General features: G+C 68.3%; 15 protein-coding genes. 7 read left to right on the forward strand and 8 right to left on the reverse strand.

All coding sequences use genetic code 11. The annotated features are described in order from the left end of the window. Positions 1 to 18 precede the first annotated feature (18 nt). Entirely contained in the window at positions 19 to 639 is a 621-nt protein-coding gene (gene ctaE / locus QA861_RS35415) for an aa3-type cytochrome oxidase subunit III (RefSeq protein ID WP_044472511.1), read from the reverse strand. Between the two features lie 188 nt (positions 640 to 827). Between ctaE and QA861_RS35420 the strand changes: the two genes are divergently transcribed. Beyond that, positions 828 to 1,229 (forward strand): response regulator, encoded by a 402-nt coding sequence (locus QA861_RS35420; protein ID WP_334592798.1) that lies wholly within the window; start codon positions 828 to 830, stop codon positions 1,227 to 1,229. Positions 1,230 to 1,321: 92 nt separating this feature from the next. Here the strand turns inward: QA861_RS35420 and QA861_RS35425 are convergent, their stop codons facing one another. The 4 genes from QA861_RS35425 to ctaC all read right to left on the reverse strand — a co-directional run bounded on the left by QA861_RS35425 (position 1,322) and on the right by ctaC (position 5,835). After that, entirely contained in the window at positions 1,322 to 2,584 is a 1,263-nt protein-coding gene (locus QA861_RS35425; RefSeq protein ID WP_334592799.1) for a L,D-transpeptidase, read from the reverse strand. Positions 2,585 to 2,714: 130 nt separating this feature from the next. Next, positions 2,715 to 3,113, reverse strand: coding sequence for a cytochrome c oxidase subunit 4 (locus QA861_RS35430; protein WP_334592800.1), 399 nt, complete (start codon positions 3,111 to 3,113; stop codon positions 2,715 to 2,717). Beyond that, on the reverse strand, positions 3,110 to 4,846 hold the full coding sequence (gene ctaD, locus QA861_RS35435) for an aa3-type cytochrome oxidase subunit I (RefSeq protein WP_006373820.1): 1,737 nt from the start codon (positions 4,844 to 4,846) through the stop codon (positions 3,110 to 3,112). Before ctaD ends, QA861_RS35430 begins: the two co-directional genes overlap by 4 nt. Next, the gene (gene ctaC / locus QA861_RS35440; protein ID WP_334592801.1) at positions 4,843 to 5,835 is read right to left on the reverse strand and encodes an aa3-type cytochrome oxidase subunit II; all 993 of its coding nucleotides are present in this window, start codon (positions 5,833 to 5,835) and stop codon (positions 4,843 to 4,845) included. The genes ctaD and ctaC overlap by 4 nt, the downstream gene beginning before the upstream one ends. A gap of 317 nt (positions 5,836 to 6,152) precedes the next feature. Between ctaC and QA861_RS35445 the strand changes: the two genes are divergently transcribed. Then, positions 6,153 to 7,529 (forward strand): cysteine desulfurase/sulfurtransferase TusA family protein, encoded by a 1,377-nt coding sequence (locus tag QA861_RS35445; RefSeq protein ID WP_334592802.1) that lies wholly within the window; start codon positions 6,153 to 6,155, stop codon positions 7,527 to 7,529. 64 nt (positions 7,530 to 7,593) lie between these two features. Here the strand turns inward: QA861_RS35445 and QA861_RS35450 are convergent, their stop codons facing one another. Then, positions 7,594 to 8,568, reverse strand: a complete 975-nt coding sequence (locus QA861_RS35450; protein ID WP_334592803.1) for a carbohydrate kinase family protein — start codon at positions 8,566 to 8,568, stop codon at positions 7,594 to 7,596. A 134-nt stretch (positions 8,569 to 8,702) separates the two neighbouring features. On the opposite strand from QA861_RS35450, the gene QA861_RS35455 reads away from it, so the two are divergent. Both QA861_RS35455 and QA861_RS35460 read left to right on the forward strand, forming a co-directional pair. Then, positions 8,703 to 8,948, forward strand: coding sequence for a hypothetical protein (locus QA861_RS35455; protein ID WP_334592804.1), 246 nt, complete (start codon positions 8,703 to 8,705; stop codon positions 8,946 to 8,948). 180 nt (positions 8,949 to 9,128) lie between these two features. Continuing rightward, entirely contained in the window at positions 9,129 to 10,760 is a 1,632-nt protein-coding gene (locus tag QA861_RS35460; RefSeq protein ID WP_334592805.1) for a hypothetical protein, read from the forward strand. 98 nt (positions 10,761 to 10,858) lie between these two features. On the opposite strand, the gene erpA is transcribed toward QA861_RS35460, so the two are convergent. After that, entirely contained in the window at positions 10,859 to 11,215 is a 357-nt protein-coding gene (gene erpA / locus QA861_RS35465) for an iron-sulfur cluster insertion protein ErpA (RefSeq protein ID WP_030039301.1), read from the reverse strand. Positions 11,216 to 11,516: 301 nt separating this feature from the next. Between erpA and nadA the strand changes: the two genes are divergently transcribed. The 3 genes from nadA to QA861_RS35480 all read left to right on the forward strand — a co-directional run bounded on the left by nadA (position 11,517) and on the right by QA861_RS35480 (position 14,701). Continuing rightward, positions 11,517 to 12,701, forward strand: a complete 1,185-nt coding sequence (gene nadA / locus QA861_RS35470) for a quinolinate synthase NadA (RefSeq protein ID WP_334592807.1) — start codon at positions 11,517 to 11,519, stop codon at positions 12,699 to 12,701. A 97-nt stretch (positions 12,702 to 12,798) separates the two neighbouring features. Further along, positions 12,799 to 14,289 carry an AAA family ATPase gene (locus tag QA861_RS35475; protein WP_334592809.1) on the forward strand — a complete coding sequence of 497 codons (1,491 nt, stop codon included), beginning with the start codon at positions 12,799 to 12,801 and terminating at the stop codon, positions 14,287 to 14,289. Between the two features lie 76 nt (positions 14,290 to 14,365). Continuing rightward, complete coding sequence (locus tag QA861_RS35480; RefSeq protein WP_334592811.1) at positions 14,366 to 14,701, forward strand: Scr1 family TA system antitoxin-like transcriptional regulator; 336 nt, start codon at positions 14,366 to 14,368, stop codon at positions 14,699 to 14,701. A gap of 30 nt (positions 14,702 to 14,731) precedes the next feature. Here the strand turns inward: QA861_RS35480 and QA861_RS35485 are convergent, their stop codons facing one another. After that, positions 14,732 to 17,836, reverse strand: coding sequence for an efflux RND transporter permease subunit (locus tag QA861_RS35485; protein ID WP_334592812.1), 3,105 nt, complete (start codon positions 17,834 to 17,836; stop codon positions 14,732 to 14,734). Between the last annotated feature and the right edge of the window lie 69 nt (positions 17,837 to 17,905).

Below are 17,905 nucleotides of genomic sequence, written 5' to 3' on the forward strand. Positions count from 1 at the left end.
AGGATCGGGCGGGCCCGGCTACTTGATCATGTAGATCGTGGCGAAGAGCCCGATCCAGACGACGTCGACGAAGTGCCAGTAGTAGGACACGACGATCGCGGCGGTCGCCTGTTCATGGGTGAACCTTTTCGCCGCGTACGTCCTGCCGAGGACGAACAGGAAAGCGATGAGACCGCCCGTCACGTGCATACCGTGGAAGCCGGTGGTCAGATAGAACACCGAGCCGTACGGGTCGGAGGAGAGCGAGAGCCCGTCCTTCTTGACCAGCTCGGTGTACTCGAAGACCTGGCCGCCGATGAAGATCGCACCCATGACAAAGGTGACGATGAACCACATCCGGAGCTTCTTCACGTCACCGCGCTCGGCGGCGAACACGCCGAGCTGGCAGGTGAGGGAGGAGAGCACCAGGATCGTGGTGTTCGCCGCGGAGAACGGGAAGTTCAGGCTTGACGCCATCTCCTTCCAGTGATCCGGACCGGTCACCGATCGCAGGGTGAAGTACATCGCGAAGAGGGCCGCGAAGAACATCAGCTCGGAACTCAGCCAGATGATGGTTCCGACGCTGGTGAGGTTCGGCCGGTTGACCGACGGGTGCGCGTGCCCGGTTTCTACTGTCGTTGCTGTCGCCACGACCGACATTATGTCGGTCGCTTATCCCGCCCTCACGCCGGGGGGTGCCGTTCGGGGTGTCTGTGGGGTGTGTCCAGCCCGTATGGCCCATCGGACAGCCGTTGAAGCGGTGTTCAGACGGAGGGTCCGAAGGAGTAGCATCCGGCCCAACGGACCCGGTCCGTCTGTCCGTACGACGCTGATGTCTCGGAGGAACAATGCAGCCGACCGCCACGGTGCTGGTCTACAGCGACGACTCCAACACCCGCGAGCAGGTGCGGTTGGCGACGGGGCGGCGACCCGCTCCCGACGTTCCCCTGGTCGAGTTCCTCGAGTGCGCGACGCCCGCCGCCGTCCTGAAGGAGCTGGACAAGGGCGGGATCGACCTCTGTGTGCTGGACGGGGAGGCCGTGCCCATGGGGGGCATGGGGGTGTGCCGGCAGATCAAGGACGAGATCTTCGAGTGTCCGCCGGTGCTGTTGCTGATCGGGCGGCCGCAGGACGCGTGGCTGGCGACGTGGAGTCGGGCCGACGCGGCGGTCACCTTGCCGGTGGATCCGGTGGAGTTCGCGTCGGCGTTGGCTTCTTTGTTGCGGTCGAAGAGGGCATTGAGCGCCTAGCGGCGGCTGGGGTGCGGTTGTTCGGCGGGTGCGGGGCCGCTGTGGCTTGTCGCGCAGTTCCCCGCGCCCCTTAGGGGGACCCGCGGCCCTCGTCAGATGCTCTCCGGGGTCAGGCGTACCTGCTTGGCGGGATCCGCGCCCTCTGGAGAAGTGGTTGTGAGGGCGCTGCCCACCTGCCACTTCTTCCAGTCCAGGTTCCAGTCGCCGAAGCCGTTGCCGAAGGTCTCCATGGTGTCGCCGGCGGAGTTGACGACCTTGACGACGTCGCCCTCGCGGACGTTGTCGTAGAACCACTCGGCGTTGCCGGTGCTCATGCCGGTGCACCCGTGGCTGACGTTGGCGGAGCCCTGGGAGCCCTCGGACCAGGGGGCGGCGTGGACGTACTCGCCGCTCCAGGTGACCCGGGTGGCGTAGTAGACGGGCAGGTCGTACGAGTCGGCGCTGCCCTCGGCTATGCCGATGCTGGTGCCGCGCATGCGTACGAAGTACTCCTTGCCGAGTACGACCTTGACGCCGTTGCGGGTGTCGAAGCCGGGCTTGCCCGTGGTGACCGGGATGGTGTTGATCACCTTGTCGTTCTTGTAGACGGTCATCTCGTGGGACGACGCGTCCGTTACGGCGATGAGCCGGTCGCCGGTGGTGAACCTCAGGGGCTTGGCCGTGCCGCCCCAGAGCCGGTCGGCGATCTTGAGGCCGGGCAGGTTGCTGTGCACCTGGACGGTGGCCTTGGCGGGCCAGTACTCCTTGGGCCGGTAGTGGAGTTCCTTGTCGTCCACCCAGTGCCACGCGCCCTCGGTGGTGGGGGTCGAGTCCACCTTGAGGGCGCGCTCGACTATCGCGCGCTGCGCCTTTCCCCGTACGGGTTCGCTGAGTTGGGCGGTCACTGGCTGGCCCACGCCATAGGTGCCCGCCTTGGGGCCGAACGTGACGTTCAGGCGCTTCTTGGTGGTCGGCCTGCTGGTGTCGAAGGTGCGCGTATCGCGGCCGGGGGCGCCGTCCTCGTCCTCCGTGCTCACCCGGACCGTGTAGCGGGCTCCTGCGGCCAGCGGGGAGGTGCTGTGCCAGCGGCTGCCGTCGGCGGAGAGTTCGCCCGCCACGTAGCGTCCTGCGGCGTCGACGGCCGTGACGTCCGTGATGCGGTCGTCCGAGTCGTCGGAGGTGACCTCCAGGGGTTTGTCGGGGTCGGCCTTCTTGCCGTCGCCGACGGAACCGCCGAAGGAGATCTGCTCAGCGGCGTCGTACGGCTCCGCCGAGAGGGGGTGGCCGTCGGAGCCGCAGGCGGTGGCGGACGCGCCCAGGGCGGCCACCAGGAGGGTGCAGCTGACGACCGTACGGTTACGCGGTGAGTGCCTCATGCCCTCACGCTAAGAACGTGCGTCGTCCTCGGCGCGGCGGGTGATCCGTGCGAGGGAACGAGGGTGTGGCAAAAGAGGGAGCCCGGACCCTCCTGACGGAGTGTCCGGGCTCCCCTGAGCGCCGAGCGTGTTACTGGGTGCGGTTCTCACCGCGGTAGTACTCGAAGACCCAGCCCCACAGGCCGATCAGGAGCATGGGGGCCGAGAAGAACGCCAGCCACCAGCCGATCGCGACGCTCAGGAACAGGAGCGCGCCACCGATGCCCAGCGCGAGCGGCTGCCAGCTGTGCGGGCTGAAGAACCCGACCTCGCCGGCGTCGTCCGCGACGTCCGCCTCCTTGTTGTCCTGCGCGCCCACGTCGACCCGCCGGGCCGTGAAGGCCAGGTAGTAGCCGACCATGATGCACAGGCCGAAGGCCAGGAAGAGCGCCGTGGTGCCCGCCGGCTCCTTCGACCACACGCCGTAGACGATCGCCATGGCGAGGACGAAGACGGCGAGCCAGATGAACATCTTGCCCTGGACCTTCACTTGCCCGCCTCCTTGCCGCCGGCGAGAGCCTTCTCGCCGTGACCGGCGTTCTCCAGCTGGTCCAGCGCTGCGATCTCAGGGTGGTGCAGGTCGAACGCCGGGGATTCGCTGCGGATCCGCGGCAGGGTGAGGAAGTTGTGCCGCGGGGGCGGGCAAGAGGTGGCCCACTCCAGCGAACGGCCGTAACCCCACGGGTCGTCGACCTCGACCTTCTTGCCGTACTTCGCGGTCTTCCACACGTTGTAGAGGAACGGGAGCACGGACAGACCGAGCAGGAACGAGCTGATCGTCGAGATCGTGTTCAGCGCGGTGAAACCGTCCGCCGCGAGGTAGTCCGCGTACCGGCGCGGCATACCCTCGGCGCCCAGCCAGTGCTGGACGAGGAAGGTGCCGTGGAAGCCGATGAACAGGGTCCAGAACGTGATCTTGCCGAGGCGTTCGTCGAGCATCTTGCCGGTCATCTTCGGCCACCAGAAGTGGAAGCCGGAGAACATCGCGAACACGACCGTACCGAACACCACGTAGTGGAAGTGCGCCACCACGAAGTAGGAGTCCGAGACGTGGAAGTCCATCGGCGGCGACGCCAGGATGACACCGGTCAGACCACCGAAGGTGAAGGTGATCAGGAAGCCGGTGGCCCACAGCATCGGGGTCTCGAAACTCAGTGACCCCTTCCACATCGTTCCGATCCAGTTGAAGAACTTCACGCCCGTCGGTACGGCGATGAGGAACGTCATGAAGGAGAAGAACGGCAGGAGGACTCCGCCGGTGACGTACATGTGGTGGGCCCACACCGTCACGGACAGACCCGCGATGGCGATGGTCGCGCCGATCAGGCCCATGTAGCCGAACATCGGCTTGCGGGAGAAGACCGGGATGACCTCGGAGATGATGCCGAAGAACGGCAGCGCGATGATGTACACCTCTGGATGCCCGAAGAACCAGAACAGGTGCTGCCACAAGAGGGCACCACCGTTCGCGGCATCGAAGATGTGTGCGCCGAATTTCCGATCCGCCTCCAGCGCGAACAGCGCGGCGGCGAGAACGGGGAAGGCCAGCAGGACCAGGACCGCGGTCAGCAGCACGTTCCACACGAAGATCGGCATACGGAACATGGTCATGCCCGGTGCGCGCATGCAGATGATCGTGGTGATGAAGTTGACCGCGCCGAGGATGGTACCGAAGCCGGAGAAGGCCAGCCCCATGATCCACAGGTCGGCGCCGATGCCCGGGGAGCGCACGGCGTCGGAGAGCGGCGAGTAGGCGAACCAGCCGAAGTCGGCAGCACCCGAGGGGGTGAGGAACCCGCCGACCGCGATGGTCGAGCCGAACAGGTACAGCCAGTAGGCGAACATGTTCAGCCGCGGGAACGCGACGTCGGGGGCGCCGATCTGCAGCGGCATGATCCAGTTGGTGAAACCGGCGAACAGCGGCGTCGCGAACATCAGCAGCATGATCGTGCCGTGCATCGTGAACGCCTGGTTGAACTGCTCGTTCGACATGATCTGCAGACCCGGCCGGGCCAGCTCGGCGCGCATGAACAGCGCCATCACGCCACCGATGCAGAAGAACGCGAACGACGTCACCAGATACAGCGTGCCGATCGTCTTGTGGTCAGTGGTGGTGAGCCACTTGATGACCACGTTGCCGGGCTGCTTGCGCCGTACCGGCAGCTCGTTCTCGTACGAGTCCTCAGCTGCGGCGGCACCCTGGGGTTCGTTGGTGATGCTCACAGGTTTGTCGTCTCCCGGTTCTTCTCGTGGCTCGTCTGCGCGATGCCGGCGGGAATGTAACCGGTCTGCCCCTTCTTCGCGAGGTCCTTGAGGTGCTTCTCGTAGAGCTCGGGGGAGACGACCTTCACGTTGAACAGCATCCGGGAGTGGTCGACGCCGCAGAGCTCCGCGCACTTGCCCATGAAGGTGCCCTCCTTGTTGGGGGTCACCTGGAAGGCGTTGGTGTGGCCCGGGATGACGTCCTGCTTCATCAGGAACGGCACCACCCAGAAGGAGTGGATGACGTCACGCGAGGTGAGGACGAAGCGGACCGTCTTGCCCTTGGGGAGCCAGAGAGTCGGACCGGGGTTGTGCGTGTCCGGATCCTTCGTGCCAGGCGTGCCGACGTCGTAGACGCCACCCGCGTTGGCCGGGAAGTCCTTCTTGAACCGGTCCGGAATGGCGGCCAGGTTCGCGTCGGTGTTCGCGTTTCCGGTGGAACCCGGGACGTTCTCGATGTAGTTGAAGCCCCAGCTCCACTGGAAGCCCACGACGTTGACCGTGAGGTCGGGCTTCTTGGAGGTGTCGAGGAGCTTCGACTCGTCACGTGCCGTGAAGTAGAAGAGCACCGAGACGATGATCAGCGGAACCACGGTGTACAGCGCCTCGATGGGCATGTTGTACCGGGTCTGCGGAGGTACTTCGACCTTGGTGCGGCTGCGCCGGTGGAACATGGCGCTCCACAGGATCAGGCCCCAGACCAGCACGCCGGTGGCGAGCGCGGCTGCCCAGGATCCCTGCCACAGGGAGAGGATCCGCGGAGCCTCTTCCGTGGTCGGGGTGGGCATACCAAGGCGGGGGAAGTCCTTGTATGTGCAACCGGTCGCGGTCGCGAGGACCAGGCCCGCAGTCAATGCCTGCAGCAGCTTCCGCCGCAACGGGCGCCGCGGCGTGGGGGTACCGCCCGCGCCCCCCAGGGCGTGGGGGAGGTCGGAGCCGTTGGGACTCACGTAGCGCCTTCCCGAGAGTCTCGCCCGCGCGGATTGGCTGCGGCCTGCCTACTCGGTGGTCGGTCGCCGCCCTGCGTCGGGCAGGGGTTTGGATGTTTATGCGGACCAAACCCTACTGGACGCAATTTGGGGTCGCGCGGGGAGGGTCCCCAACGCGCCGGGGGTCACCCCGAAGGGGGTTGATGAGCGCGTGGGCGCCTAATGGGGTGGGAGGTTCTGTCAGTTGGCGGGTGCGGGTCGTGTGTGGCTGATCGCGCAGTTCCCCGCGCCCCTTTGGTGGGACCACGTACCCCTTGGTGAGGACTTAGCGTTGGGGTGTGTCCTACTTCGATGCCGCATCCTCAGCTCCGCTCCACCCTGTTGCCCGGCAGGCTCTGCTGGCCTCGCTCGATGAGGGGTGGGCGGATCCCGCACGTTTGTACAGGGAGGGGCGGCGGGCTCGGATGTTGTTGGATGCCGCTCGGGAGGCCGCCGCCGAGGCGGTCGGGTGTCGTTCCGATGAGCTGACGTTCACGTCGTCGGGTACGCGGGCGGTTCACACCGGTATGGCGGGCGCTCTCGCGGGGCGCCGGCGCGTCGGACGTCACCTGATCGTGTCAGCGGTCGAACACTCGTCTGTGCTCCATTCGGCGGAGGAGTGGGAGGCGGCGGGCGGCGAGGTGACGACCGTGGCGGTGGATCGCACCGGTGCCGTGGCCGTCGAGGCGTACGAGGCCGCCGTACGGCCCGACACGGCGTTGGCGTGTCTCCAGTCGGCCAACCACGAGGTGGGGACCGAGCAGCCGGTGGCGGAGGTGGCCGAGGTGTGCCGGGCGGCCGGGGTGCCGTTGCTGGTGGACGCGGCGCAGTCGCTCGGGTGGGCGGCTGTTCCGGGATCCTGGTCGCTGCTCGCCGCGAGCGCCCATAAATGGGGTGGGCCGTCCGGGGTCGGACTGCTCGCAGTCCGCAAAGGGGTGCGGTTCGCCGCGCAAGGGCCCTCGGACGAGCGGGAGTCGGGACGAGCGGCCGGGTTCGAGAACCTGCCGGCGATCGTCGCGGCGGCGGCCTCGTTGCGTGCGGTGCGGGCCGAGGCGGCCCAGGAGGCGGTGCGGCTGCGGGAGCTGACGGAACGGATCCGGGCGCGGGTGCCCCAACTGGTGGCGGACGTGGAGGTGGTCGGCGATCCGGTGCGGCGGCTGCCCGGTGTCGTCACCTTCTCCTGTCTCTATGTCGACGGGGAGACACTGCTGCACGAGCTGGACCGCGCCGGTTTCTCCGTTTCCTCCGGGTCGTCCTGTACGAGCAGCACGTTGACGCCGAGCCATGTGCTGAGGGCGATGGGGGTGCTGAGCGAGGGCAACGTGCGGGTGTCCTTGCCCGTCGGGACCCCGGCCGAGGAGGTCGACCGGTTCCTCTCCGCACTGCCGGGCGCGGTGGCGACCGTACGGGAGAAACTGGGCGCGCCGGCTCCGGTGACGGTACGGGAGGAGGGCGCGCTCATCGTGGACGCCCTGGGCAAGCGGTGCCCGATCCCGGTGATCGAGCTCGCGAAGGTCATGGACGACGTCCCGGTGGGCGCCACGATCCGCGTCCTCTCGGACGACGAGGCGGCCCGTCTGGACATCCCGGCGTGGTGCGAGATGCGGGGACAGGAGTACGTGGGCGAGGAGCCGGCGGACCGAGGCGCGGCCTTTGTGGTCCGCCGACTGAGCTGACCCACCTGCTTCCAGGGGCGCGGGGAACTGCGCGACCAGCCCCCACACGCCCGCGGACTACGAATCAGCCCAGATGCCCCTGAACCTCCACCGCGGCCTCATCCCCGTACGCCTTACGGAAACGGTCCATGAAGTTGGCGCGCCGGAGGGTGTACTCCTGCGTACCCACCGTCTCGATGACGAGAGTCGCCAGCATGCAGCCGACCTGCGCCGCCCGCTCCAGCGAGACGCCCCAGGCCAGGCCCGACAGGAACCCCGCGCGGAACGCGTCGCCGACGCCCGTGGGCTCGACCTTGGCCTCCTCGTCCGGGCAGCCGACCTCGATCGGCTCCTCGCCGACCCGCTCGATGCGTACGCCACGGGCACCGAGGGTGGTCACCCGGGTGCCGACCTTGGTGAGGATCTCGGCGTCGGACCAGCCGGTCTTCGACTCGATGAGGCCCTTCTCGTACTCGTTCGAGAAGAGGTACGCGGCGCCTTCCAGCAGGACCTTGATGTCGTCGCCGCCCATACGGGCGATCTGCTGGGAGAAGTCGGCGGCGAACGGGATGGACCGCGCGCGGCACTCCTCGGTGTGGCGGAGCATCGCCTCCGGGTCGTCCGCGCCGATCGAGACCAGGTCGAGGCCGCCGACGCGGTCGGCGACGGTCTTCAGCTCGATCAGCCGGGCCTCGCTCATGGCGCCGGTGTAGAAGGAGCCGATCTGGTTGTGGTCGGCGTCGTTGGTGCACACGAAACGGGCGGTGTGCAGCGTCTCGGAGATCCGCACCGATTCGGTGTCCACTCCGTGGCGGTCGAGCCAGGCGCGGTACTCGTCGAAGTCGGCGCCGGCGGCCCCGACCAGGATCGGCTTGGTGCCGAGCTGGCCCATGCCGAAGGCGATGTTCGCGCCCACGCCACCCCGGCGTACGTCGAGGTTGTCGACCAGGAAGGAGAGCGAGACCGTGTGCAGCTGGTCCGCGACGAGCTGGTCGGCGAAACGGCCGGGGAAGGTCATGAGGTGGTCGGTTGCGATGGAGCCGGTGACTGCGATACGCACGGCGAGGACACTCTCCTGCGAGGGGAAGGGTGATTGACAGTTCACGCTACCCGGTCGGCCCGCGTCCGCTGTAGCGGCAAAACTACCCGATAGTAGATCTTTCTCGGCCGGGATGCGGTGCATACGGTTCCGGTATGACGAACTTCAAGGTCCATCAGGCCCTTCAGGTCCAGCAGGTGCACTCGGGACCGGGTGCCGCCCCGCACGACCTCGAAGGGGATCTGGCCTCCCTGCGTGGCGACTGCGCGCGGATGGCCCCGCACTGGACGGCCCCGGACCGGATCACCGCCTCGCCCGTCTCCCCGTCCCGTATCCACGGGGTGACCGTCCCGCCCGCCTCGGCGCGGCTGGTGGACGCGATGCCGGAGTACGGCGACTGACGGGCCGGGAGCGACAGCACTCCGTCGACCAGCGCTCGACGGGAACCGTGCGCTCCCCCGCCGCGTCCCATCGCTGTCCCCCGTAAAGAGGACACGGTGTACGACCCGTCGGTGCCTGTCGGTGACAGGGCTGGGCCGGTCGGGACAGCCGGGACAGCTGGGAGCCGAAGGAGCGATGCGGTGAACACCGAGCGACCCGATCACGACGACGATGCCGGCGACGACGCCGGGAAGGCGACCACCGGGGTCGGCAGCGGCGGCACCACGGAGGGCACCGCCGGGCCCGCGCCGGAGGAGAGCGGTGCCGAGCGCCCGGCCCGGCGCCGGTCCCCGGTGCTCGTCGCCTCGGTCGCCGCCGCGGTGCTGCTCGTCGGGGGCGGCGGGGCGTACCTCGCCACCAGCGCGGTCGGCGGCTCGAACGACGACGACCGTACGGGCGCCTCCGCGCCGGGCGGCGACGGCACCACTCCCCCGCCGCTGGCCCTCGACGGTTACCCCGAGGGTGGTGACATGAGTGGCACCGGCGGCTCGAACGGCATCGCGCCCGGCGAGCCCGATCCGAACGGCGTGACCTACCGGGCGACCGGCACGCTGCCCGCCGGGCCCGCGTCGGCGCCGGTGTACACGACGGCGAAGAACGCCGAGGGAGAGATCACGGCCGCCGAGGTGACCCGGCTGGCCAAGGCCCTCGGCGTCGTGGGGAAGCCGGTGGCGAAGGCCGAGGACTGGCTGGTCGGCACGGCGCAGGACGGGACCGGTCCCTTCCTGCGGGTGAACAAGCACGCGCCGGGGACCTGGTCCTTCAGCCGGTACCTGCTCGGCGGGCCAGACAACTGCGGGAGCACGACCATGTGCGCGCAGAAATCCTCCGCCGACGGGACGACCGTCGATCCGGTGAGCGAGTCGGCGGCGAAGAAGGCCGCGGCGCCGGTGCTGAAGGCGGTCGGCCAGGACGACGCGAAGCTGGACCTCAGCCAGGTTGTGGGCACCCAGCGGGTGGTGAACGCCGATCCGGTGGTCGGCGGGCTGCCCACCTACGGCTGGACGACCGGCCTCCAGATCAGCGCGCAGGGCGAAGTGGTGTCCGGCAGCGGCCAGTTGTCGACGCCGGTGAAGGGCGACACGTATCCGGTGCTCGGCGCGAAGGCCACTCTGGCCCTGCTCAACGAGCCGGGTGCGGTGGCGACTCCCGAGCACCGCATGGGTATAGGGGGCTGCGCCAGCCCCGTACCGCTGAAGGACCGCCTGGAGGCGCCGTGCGGTACGACTACGCGGACGACGGGGCAGAAGGAGTCGCTCACCGTCGACAAGGCGGTGTTCGGGCTGGCCTCGCACTCCGTGGCGGGGCGGCCGGCGCTGGTGCCGTCGTGGCTGTTCGAGGTACGGGCGCAGGGTGCCGCGAAGGGTCACACGGTGACGTATCCGGCGGTCGACCCCCGCTATCTGGCCGGTTCCGGTTCCGGGACGAGCGTGGAGCCGTCCCCGACGGCCACACCGACCGCGCCGGGCGACGAGCCGACGCCCGGGACGACGACACGGGACATGAAGATCGAGGGCTACACGGTCTCCGGCGACGGCAAGGAGCTGACCGTGGGCTTCTGGGGCGGGGTGTGCAGCACGTACGCGGCGTCGGCGAAGGAGGACGGGAAGGTGACGGTGACCGTGACCTCGACGACCAAGAAGGGCAAGATCTGCATCATGCTCGCCAAGGCGACGTACGAGACGGTGCGGTTGGACCAGCCGCTGGGTGACCGGAAGGTCGCGGGTCCGGACGGGCAGGCGATCCCCGAGGGCGATTTCGCGCAGAGGTAGCCGTCTGTGGGCCCTGGTACGCGTGAAGGCGGCGCCCCCGTCGGAGGGGGGCGCCGCCTTCACGCGTACGACGTGCGTATGAGTCTCTGAGTCTGGGCTCAGCTGAAGGAGTCACCGCAGGCGCAGGAACCCGTCGCGTTCGGGTTGTCGATCGTGAAGCCCTGCTTCTCGATGGTGTCGACGAAGTCGATCGAGGCGCCGCCGAGGTAGGGAGCGCTCATACGGTCGGTGACGACCTTGACGCCGTCGAAGTCCTTGACGACGTCACCGTCGAGGGAACGCTCGTCGAAGAACAGCTGGTAGCGCAGACCCGAGCAACCGCCGGGCTGAACCGCGACACGCAGGGCGAGGTCCTCGCGGCCTTCCTGGTCGAGCAGGGCCTTGACCTTCGCCGCGGCGGCGTCGGACAGGATGATGCCGTCGGTGACGGTGCTGGTCTCGTCCGATACGGACATCTACATCTCTCCCGGGTTGTACGGAGACTTCTGCCGACGTTTGCAACCGGCGGGGCCGCGGATTCATTCCGGGCCGAGAGTCTGTTCTTTCCGTCCTTCTCTCCATGCTCGCACACGTGCGGAAGCGCGAACAGCGCCCTGTGGACAGGCTCCGGTCGTGCTCGGGTCGCTCTCGGGCCGCGCGCCGGGATTCATGTCACATCGACGCTATGAACCTCGTCAAAGTGACGTGAAGGGGTTACGATAGATAACGTCAATTCGACGAAAAGGCGTGACCGGAAGAACAGAAAGGGTGCGTGTCGTGACCACCGCCCAGACGCAGGACCTCGACGTACAGCCGACGCCCCTCGCCCTGCTGCTCCTCGGCCGTGAGGCCGACACGAGGAGCGAGCGCGGCGTGGACTGCCCCGGGGACCTGCCCTCCCCCTCCGACCCGGACCTGGTGGCACGTGCCCGCGCCGCCAAGGAGAAGCTCGGCGAGAAGGTCTTCGTCCTCGGCCATCACTACCAGCGCGACGAGGTCATCCAGTTCGCGGACGTCACGGGCGACTCCTTCAAGCTGGCCCGGGACGCGGCGGCGCGTCCGGAGGCGGAGTACATCGTGTTCTGCGGTGTCCACTTCATGGCGGAGTCCGCGGACATCCTGACCGGCGACGACCAGAAGGTGGTCCTGCCCGACCTGGCCGCCGGCTGCTCGATGGCGGACATGGCGACGGCCGAGCAGGTCGCCGAGTGCTGGGACGTCCTGACGGAGGCCGGGGTGGCCGACCAGGTCGTGCCCGTCTCCTACATGAACTCCTCGGCTGACATCAAGGCGTTCACGGGCAAGCACGGCGGCACGATCTGTACGTCGTCCAATGCCGAGCGCGCCCTCGAGTGGGCCTTCGAGCAGGGTGAGAAGGTCCTGTTCCTGCCGGACCAGCACCTCGGCCGCAACACGGCGGTACGGGACATGGGGATGTCGCTGGACGACTGCGTCCTCTACAACCCGCACAAGCCGAACGGCGGCCTGACGGCGGAGCAGCTGCGCGACGCGAAGATGATCCTCTGGCGCGGCCACTGCTCGGTGCACGGCCGCTTCTCGCTGGACTCGGTGAACGACGTCCGCGCACGCATACCGGGCGTGAACGTCCTGGTCCACCCGGAGTGCAAGCACGAGGTGGTCGAGGCGGCGGACTACGTCGGTTCGACCGAGTACATCATCAAGGCACTGGAGGCGGCCCCGGCCGGCTCCAAGTGGGCCATCGGCACGGAGCTGAACCTGGTACGCCGCCTGGCGAACCGTTTCGCGCCCGAGGGCAAGGAGATCGTCTTCCTCGACAAGACGGTCTGCTTCTGCTCGACGATGAACCGCATCGACCTCCCCCACCTGGTCTGGACCCTGGAGTCCCTGGCCGACGGGAAACTGGTGAACCAGATCTCGGTGGACCGCGAGACAGAGGCGTTCGCGAAACTGGCGCTGGAGCGGATGCTGGCGCTGCCGTAGGCATGGTGGGCGGCGCTGGCCGTGTCCATTCGGGTGCGCTCACGTTATTAGGGATGTACATCTTAGATGTGCATCCCTAATAACGAGGTGACTGAGCGTGCCGCGACCGCCCCACCGCAACATCCCCAAGCCATCCCACATCTTTGAACGCGACTGGGAGTGGAGCGAGCTGACCGCGTTCGCCTCAAACGGGGAATCCGGACCGCGTCTCGCGGTCGTATCCGGGCGTCGCCGCCAGGGGAAAAGCTTTTTGCTCGAAGCCCTCGCCAAGGAAACCGATGGCTTCTACTTCGCCGCAGTCGAGGGCACCCAAGCCGAGGCACTGATGTTGCTCGGCAAGGAGATCGCGCGCTTCACCGAGGCTCCCGTGCCACCCCGCCCCCAGGACTGGACCGAAGCCCTGGAACTCCTCTTCGACCTGGCCGCGCAGCGCCCCGTCCCGATCGTCATCGACGAGTTCCCCTATCTGGTCCGGGGTGACGCGTCCCTCCCGTCCCGCCTCCAGCGGGCCAACGGGGTCCGCGCGGGCCGTCATCTGCGCCGCCACCCCCGCATCCTCCTCTGCGGCAGCGCGATGTCGTTCATGGGCGGGCTGCTGTCCGGTACGTCCCCGCTGTACGGCCGCGCGGGACTCGACCTCGTCGTGCACTCCCTCGGCTACCGGGAAGCAGCCAGGTTCTGGGACATCACCGACCCGAGGCTCGCTGTCCTCACCCACTCGGTGGTCGGCGGAACCCCGGCCTACCGACGGGAGTTCGTGGACGACGACGCGCCGACCGGACTGAACGACTTCGACGACTGGGTCTGCCGTACGGCCCTCAACCCGGCCCGTCCTCTTTATGGCGAGGCGGAGTTCCTGCTGGCCGCGGAACCGGACGTACGCGATCGCGCGCTCTACCACTCCGTCCTCGCGGCGGTCGCGGCCGGCAACCACACCAGCGGTGGCATCGCGAGCGCGGTGGGCCGCAAGGCGACGGACATCTCCCAGCCGCTGACGGTACTCAGGCGCTGCGGACTCCTGACCGTGGAACCGGACGCCTTCCGCGGCAATCGCAGCGCGTACCGCATCGCCGAACCGCTGATCACGTTCCACCACGCGGTGGTACGCCCGAACCAGGCCCGCCTCACCCGTCGCAACTACGCGGCGCCGGCCTGGACGCTGTCGCAGGACACGTTCCTGAGCAAGGTGGTGGGCCCCCACTTCGAGCACCTGTGCCGCGAGTGGGTCTCCTGGCACGCGGAACCCGAAACGTTCGGCGGCCTGCCGATCGAGGCCACGTCAGGAACCGTCCCCGATCCGGCCGCGCGGACCTCCCACGAGGTCGATGTCGTCGTACGCGGTGCCGTCGGCCAGGACCACGGCATCCTGCTGTCGATCGGCGAGGTGAAGTGGAACAAGGTGATGACTGTCAGCCACCTCGAACGCCTCCGCCACATCCTCGGCCTCCTCACGGCGCGGGGAATCGACACGAGCCACACCCGCCTCGCCTGTTACAGCGGCGTCGGATTCTCCTCGGAGCTGCGTGCGGCGGCGGAACGCGGGGAGGTCGTCCTCGTGGACCTGGAGCGGCTGTACGGCGGGGCGTAGCCGCGCCGACGATCCCGCTGGCCTATTCGGTGCCCGGCGTGGTCTTGTCGGTCGCAGCGTGGAGACGGCTGAGTTGATGCCGCCACCCGACCTGCCCGCGCAGCTCGACGCCGCCTTCGGCACCGACAAGCACTTCCACGGGCTGTACGAGCTGGCCAAGCGTGATGCGCATCCGGACCAGTACCGCCGGTTCATGGACTTCGAGGCGGAGGCGGAGGTCATCGAGAACTTCGAACCACTGGTCGTCCCTGGGCTGTTGCAGACGAGGGAGTACGCGGACGCACAACTCGGACAGCAAGAACCCCAACCCCCAAGGACCCGTGCTCGTCGTCCCAGCGGCCGTCTGGGACACGTTCGTCAGCTCTCTGAGGGCGTAGAACAGAACAAGGGGCGGGCCGGGTCGCGTACGTGACCCGGGCCGCCCCTCCTCTCTGTCAGCGGGTCAGACCCCCGCCGGCTCCAGCACCTCCGGCTTCGGCTCCCGCTTCGCCGCCTTCTTCTTCGCTCGGCGTTCCTTTCGCAGTTCCACGAGGGCGTACAGCGTCGGAACGAGCAGCAGGGTCAGGGCCGTTGACGTGATGAGGCCGCCGATGACGACCACCGCCAGCGGCTGGGCGATGAAGCCGCCCTCGCCTGTCACACCCAGGGCCATCGGGAGAAGGGCGAAGATGGTCGCCAAGGCCGTCATCAGGATCGGGCGGAGGCGGTGACGGCCGCCTTCGATCACCGCTTCCACGACCCCGTAGCCCTGGCTGCGGTACTGGTTGATCAGGTCGATCAGCACGATCGCGTTCGTCACCACGATACCGATCAGCATCAGCATGCCGATCATCGCCGGGACGCCCATCGGGGTGCCCGTGGCGACCAGCAGGCCGATCGCGCCCGTTGCCGCGAACGGGATCGACACCAGAAGGATCAGGGGCTGGATCAATGAGCGGAACGTGGCTACCAGGAGCATGAAGACGATCGCGATCGCCGCCAGCATCGCCAGGGCCAGGTTCTTGAACGCGTCGTCCTGGTCGGACGAGACGCCGCCGATCTCCGCCGTCGCACCCGCGGGGAGCTTGAGGGCGTCCAGCTTCGTCGTCAGGTCCGCGCTGACCGCGCCCGTGTTGTCGCCGGTCGGGCGAGCGGTGATCGTCGCGGCTCGCTGGCCGTCGATCCGGGTCATCGAGACCGGGCCGTCGACCAGTCGCACGTCAGCGATGTCGCCGAGCTTCACCGCGCCCAGCCGCAGCGCCTTCAGCTCTTCCAGGGTCCCGGCCGGCTTCGCCGACCTGATGACGACATCGCGCTCGGTGTCGTCCAGGGTCGCCTTGGCCGCCGTCGTGCCCTTGACCGCCTCGGCCACCGCCGCGCCCAGCGTCTGCTGGTTGTAGCCGGCCGCCGCCGCCTCGGAGTTGGCCCGCACCGAGATGCGCGGCACGCTCTGCGCCAGGTTGCTGGTGACGTCGGTGACGTCGTCCAGGCCCGCCACGGTGTCGCGTACCTTGTCCGCCGCCTTCCGCAGGGTGGCCGCGTCGGCCGCCTTCACGACCACCTTCAGGTCCTGGCTGCCGAAGCCGTCACCGGCCGCGATGGTGGTCGTACCGATGCCGGAGAGTTTCGCCAGGCCTTCCTCGATGCTGCCTTGGACGTCGTCCGCCGACGCCGAGTCCTCCAGCATGACCTGGTAGGACGCCTGGTTGGTGTCCGTGCCGCCGCCGAAGGCCGCCAGGAAGCCGGACGAGCCGATCGTCACCTGGTAGTCCTTGACGCCCTTCACGTCCGCGAGCAGCTGCTCGACCTTCTTCGCCTGGACGTCGGTGGCCGCCAGGCTCGTACCCGGCTTCAACTGCTGCTTGACGGTGAGGACTTCCTGCTCGCCCTGGTCGAAGAAGTTCGTCTTCAGGAGCGGTGCCATGCCGAAGGTGCCGATGAGGACCACCGCCGCGATGGCCACGCTCGTCAGACGGCGACGGGTCGCGAAGCGCAGGACAGGGACGTACACGCGCTGGAGCCTGCTCTTCGCCTCCTTATCCTCCGCCAGCCTGCGGGCCTCGTCCGCGTCGTCCGGGGTGTCCTTCGGGGCGCGCAGGAACCAGTAGGAGAGGACCGGGACGACCGTGAGGGAGACCAGGAGTGACGCCAGCAGGGCCGCCGTCACCGTCAGGCTGAACGCGCCGAACAGCTGGCCGACCATGCCGCCGACCAGGCCGATCGGCAGGAAGACGGCAACCGTGGTGAGCGTGGACGAGGTGACCGCGCCCGCCACCTCCCGGACTGCCTTGAGGATCGCCTCCTGGCGCTCCTCGCCGTAGCCGAGGTGGCGCTTGATGTTCTCCAGGACCACGATCGAGTCGTCGACGACCCGGCCGATCGCGATCGTCAGCGCGCCCAGCGTCAGCATGTTCAGGGACAGGTCCCTGGTCCACAGGACGATCAGGGCCAGGACGACCGAGAGGGGGATCGAGACCGCCGTCACGAGGGTGGAGCGGATCGACGCCAGGAAGACCAGGATGACGATCACCGCGAAGAGCAGACCGAGGCCGCCCTCCGTCGTCAGACCCTTGATGGACTTCGCCACCGCCGGGCCCTGGTCGCTGACCACCGTGATCGTCGCGCCGGTCCCCAGGTCCTTGCGCATGTCGGCGAGTTTGTCCTCGACCGCGCCGGAGATCGACACCGCGCTGCCGTCGTTGTCCATCGTGACGGTGACGGCGAGGCTGGGCTTGCCGTCCGTACGCGTGATCGAGTCGGCCTTGGCGGACTCCTGCTTGACGGCCGCCACGTCGGCCAGGCGGACCGGCTTGGTCCGAGAGCCCGGCGCGCCCGCGACCATCAGGTCCGCGATCTGGTCCACCGAGGTGAAGCCGCCGCCGACCTGGACCGTACGGTTGCTGCCGGCCTCGTCGAACGAGCCCGCCGGGACGGTCGCGCCGCCCGCCTGGAGTGCCTGGGCGAGGGCGGCTGAGGTGAGACCCGCCGCCGTCAGCTTCCTGTCGTCCGGGGTGACGGTGACCTGGACGTCCCGTACGCCGTCGACCGTGACCTGGCCGACGCCGTCGATGGCGCGCAGGTCGGGGACCACCGTGCGGTCGAGCCGGTCGGCGAGGGCCTGCTGGTCCTGGTCGGACGTGACGGCGAGGACGACGGTCGGGATGTCGTCCGTCGAACCGGCGACGACCTGCGGGTCCACACCGTCAGGGAGGAGCACGCGGGCCCGGTTGACGGCCTGCTGGACATCGGCGACGAGCTGCTTGGTGTCGTTGCCGTAGTCGAAGGACGCCGTGATGAGGGCGTTGCCCTCACTGGCGGTGGAGGTGACGCCGGTGATGCCGTCGACACCTTCGAGGTTGTCCTCGATCGGCTCGACGACCTGCTTCTCGACCACATCGGGGGACGCACCCTGGTACGGCGCCAGGACGGACACCACCGGGAGTTCGATGGTGGGCAGCAGCTGTTGCTTGAGCTGCGGTATCGCTATCGCTCCGAAGACGATCGCGACGATCGACATCAGGCCTATCAGGGCCCGTTGCGCGAGGCTGAACCTGGACAGCCAGGACATGGGTGAGCGTCTCTCTTCTGTGGCCTGAGCGGAGGAAGGACGCACGTGACACAGCTACGCGTCTGCGTA

The organism is Streptomyces sp. B21-083, assembly GCF_036898825.1.
In the GTDB taxonomy this organism is placed as follows: Bacteria; Actinomycetota; Actinomycetes; order Streptomycetales; family Streptomycetaceae; genus Streptomyces.